Annotated in this window: 2 protein-coding genes; both read left to right on the top strand. The window is 68.0% G+C overall.

What is annotated here, in order from left to right; all coding sequences use genetic code 11:
• Positions 1–457 precede the first annotated feature (457 nt).
• Positions 458–2,704 carry a methyl-accepting chemotaxis protein gene (locus RSA25_RS19225; RefSeq protein WP_332810427.1) on the top strand — a complete coding sequence of 749 codons (2,247 nt, stop codon included), beginning with the start codon at positions 458–460 and terminating at the stop codon, positions 2,702–2,704.
• A 159-nt stretch (positions 2,705–2,863) separates the two neighbouring features.
• Positions 2,864–3,643 carry a flagellar brake protein gene (locus RSA25_RS19220; RefSeq protein ID WP_332810426.1) on the top strand — a complete coding sequence of 260 codons (780 nt, stop codon included), beginning with the start codon at positions 2,864–2,866 and terminating at the stop codon, positions 3,641–3,643.
• Positions 3,644–3,769: the final 126 nt, after the last annotated feature.

The following is a 3,769-nucleotide window of genomic DNA, read 5'->3' as shown; positions in this document are numbered from 1 at the left end:
ACCCCCCGCGGGCCCGAGCGCGGGGCCCGGGGCTTTATCCCCCTCGGGTGCCGGCCGCTGGCCGGCTCCTCGGTAATGCCTGGCGGGCCGACCACGCGCTTGTTTGGGTGTTGCGTGCTGCCGGCCAGCGGCCGGCACTACCGGGGCAGGCTTTCCTTGGCGTTTCAAACTGTGACATCAAACCCGGCCTGTACGCGGCCGTACTGACGCGCCGTACCTTGGTATCAAACGAAAGGCCCATGGTTGCTTGCTATTGCAACCAACGCACCGCGACCACGTCTTTATCGATTCCCCAAAAAAAGTGACATCCAGCACTCAAGTTGCGGCAGCGCAGCGCCGTTATTCCGGGAGAGCGATGACGCCATCGTCACGTGCTTCGCGCCCCATCCGCCTTCGCTACGACCTTTCGCCCAGCACCCCACGGCTGTGCGCCACCGCCCTGCCCGGAGTTCACACCATGAAGTGGTTCCACGACCTGCCCATCGCCCGCAAGCTGGCGGTGGGGTTCACCCTCACCACGCTGATGACCGTCGTCCTGGGCGTGTTCGCCCTGGTCCGCCTGAACGGCGCCAACGCGCAGTTGGGGGCGATGGCCGGCAACGACATCCCCTCCATCCAGCACCTGGGCGAAGTGCGCTCCCAGCTGGGTGAGTTCCGTACCTTCGAACTGGCGCAGCTGAGCATGCTGGACCAGCCGGAAAAGGTCGCCGATTACGAAAAGCGCATGGACGCCACCGCCAAGGTGGTCCGCGACGAACTGGCCGCCTACGCCGCGCTGCCGGCCGGCGACAAGGAAAAGGCGCTGTACCAGAAGGTCTCCGCCGACGTGGACACCTACTTCAAGGCCAACGCCGAACTGCGCGCGGCCGTGGCCGCCGGTGACGGCGTGCTGGGCCGCCAGGTGTCCGACGACAAGTCGCGCCCGGCGCGCCGCCAGCTGTTTGAAGACCTGAAGGCACTGGGCGCCTTCAGCAACACGCTGATGGCCACCAAGCTGGCCGCCGCCAACGCCACCCACCACACCAGCGTGGTCGCCATCGTGGTGTGCATGGTGCTGCTGTCGCTGGTCGCCGCCGCCCTGGCATTCGTGATCTCGCGAGTCATCACCCGCCCGCTGTCCCAGGCCGTGCACGCCATCAAGTCGGTCGCCCGTGGCGACCTGGGCGTCACCACCCGCGCCAGCAGCGCCGACGAAGTGGGCCAGATGCTGGCCGCCACCGGCGAGATGACCACGATGCTGCGCCGCTACTCCGATGAAACCCGGCAGATGGCGGCCATGCACGCCGGCCCGGACATCTCCCACCGCATGCCGGTCGACTTCCCCGGCGTCTACGGCGAACTGGCCGTGGGCACCAACACGGTGGTGTTCGACCACCTGGATGCGATCAAGGACGCCATCACCGTGCTCAACCAGTACGCGGCCGGCGACCTGTCACAGAACGCCCGCCGCCTGCCCGGCAGCCGCGCGATCCTGCACGAATCGATGGACGCGGCCAAGGCCAGCCTGCTGGCGATCAACACCCAGATCCAGACCCTGGCCCAGGCCGCTGCCGCCGGCGACTTCAGCCAGCGCGGCGATGCGATGCGCTTCGATCACGACTTCCGGGTGATGATCGAGCACCTCAACACCATGATGGAAGTGGCCGACGGCAACCTGAGCCAGCTGTCGCACCTGCTGCAGGCCATCGCCAACGGCGACCTCACCGCGCGCATGCAGGGCCAGTTCCACGGCGTGTTCGCCAGCATGCGCGACGATGCCAACACCACCGTGGCCCAGCTGACCCAGATCGTGGGCCGCATCCAGCACGCCTCGGCCAGCATCAGCACCGCCGCCGGTGAAATCGCCTCGGGCAACAACGACCTGTCGCGCCGCACCGAGCAGCAGGCCGCCAACCTGGAAGAAACCGCCGCCTCGATGGAGGAACTCACCTCCACCGTGCGCCAGAACGCCGAACACGCCCGCCAGGCCAACCAGCTGGCGATCGGCGCGCACGGCGTGGCCAGCCAGGGTGGCGACGTGGTCGGCCGCGTGGTCAGCACCATGCACGAGATCGACGCCTCCTCGCGCCGCATCGCCGACATCATCACCGTCATCGACGGCATCGCCTTCCAGACCAACATCCTGGCGCTGAACGCCGCCGTGGAAGCGGCGCGTGCCGGTGAGCAGGGCCGTGGTTTTGCGGTGGTGGCCTCCGAAGTGCGCACCCTGGCCCAGCGCTCGGCGAGTGCGGCCAAGGAGATCAAGGGCCTGATCGACGAGTCGGTCGGCAAGGTCGCCGAAGGCTCGGCGCTGGTGAACCAGGCCGGCCAGACCATGGGCGAGATCGTGGCCTCGGTGCAGCGGGTGACCGACATCATGGCCGAGATCTCGGCGGCCTCCCAGGAACAGTCGGCGGGCATCGAGCAGGTCAACCAGACCATCACCCAGATGGACGAGACCACCCAGCAGAACGCCGCGCTGGTGGAAGAAGCGACCGCGGCCGCGCGCTCGATGGAAGAGCAGGCTGGCCACCTGACCGATGCGGTGTCGTTGTTCAAGCTGGACAACGCGCCGGCCCCGTCCGCAGGCCCGGCGCTGGCCTCGGCACGCGCCCCGGCGGCGTCGGCCAGCCGCGGTCGTCCGACGCCGGCGGCGGCCCCGGTGCGCCGCGCCGCCGTGCGCGAGCCGGTGCTGGCCAACGACGGGGATTGGGAGGAGTTCTGATCGTCGCGCCCCGATCGTGACCAGACACCCCGCTTCGGCGGGGTGTCTGCGTTTGAGCACCACCACAATTCCCCCTACATAAACGTGAACTGCTGCCGATAAACGGACAGAGCCCTGGCGAAATGCGCCGGCGGCGCCCGCCCAACCCAGCAAGAGTCCATGTCCGAAGGCAGCCTTGACGCACACGACGGAACCCATGCCGCGCACGACGACGGCACGGATGACCGTTACCTGGTCCGCAACCCGCGGCAGATCCGCCAGCTGCTGCAGGCGCTGATCGATCAGCGGTCGCTGATCAACGCGCACCTGGGCGGCCGCGACCAGTCGTTCCCGACGGCGATCCTGGAGCTGGACGAGGACGAGGACATGCTGCTGCTGGACGGCAGCCCGTCCGAGCCGGCCAACCGGGCGGCCGAGGAAGCCGGGCACCTGCTGTGCTTTGCGCAGCTGGACAAGGTGATGGTCCGGTTCCGGCTGGACCACCTGGAGCGAACCGGCGGCACCGGCCACGTGGCCTTCCAGGTCGCCTTCCCGAGCGAACTGGTGCACCTGCAGCGGCGCGAGCTGTACCGGCTGGAGACGCCGATCACCGATTCACCGCACCTGCAGTTCCCGGTCAACGAGGACCGCAGCGAGGCGTTGAACCTGCGCGTGGTGGATATCAGCGGCGGCGGGCTGGCGGTGACGGTGCCGCCGGACTGCAACGTGTTCTCGCTGCAGAAGCGTTACGACGCGCGTCTGGACATGCCCGATACCGGTCCGCTGCAGGTGTCGCTGATCATCTGCAACCAGCTGGCGGTGAAGCTGCCGAACGGGGTTGAGCTCAAGCGGGTCGGGATGCGCTTCGATACGTTGCCGCGCGGGGGCGACAGTGCCATCCAGCGCTACATCTTCCGGATCGATCGGCAGCGTAGTGCGCGGAAGAATGGTGAGAGTTGAGTTTTTGGTTTTCTTAGAAGCTGTACGTCAACAGCGGCTGTGTGGGTTGTGACGCGCTGGGGCGGTGCGGGTGGGTTGGCGGGACACGCCGCAAGTCCCGCTCCGCGGCCCGGCCCAGCCGCTGGC

The sequence above is a fragment of the Stenotrophomonas sp. genome, from assembly GCF_036662295.1.
Lineage (GTDB): Bacteria > Pseudomonadota > Gammaproteobacteria > Xanthomonadales > Xanthomonadaceae > Stenotrophomonas.
This window is presented reverse-complemented; position numbering and strand designations above follow the sequence as displayed.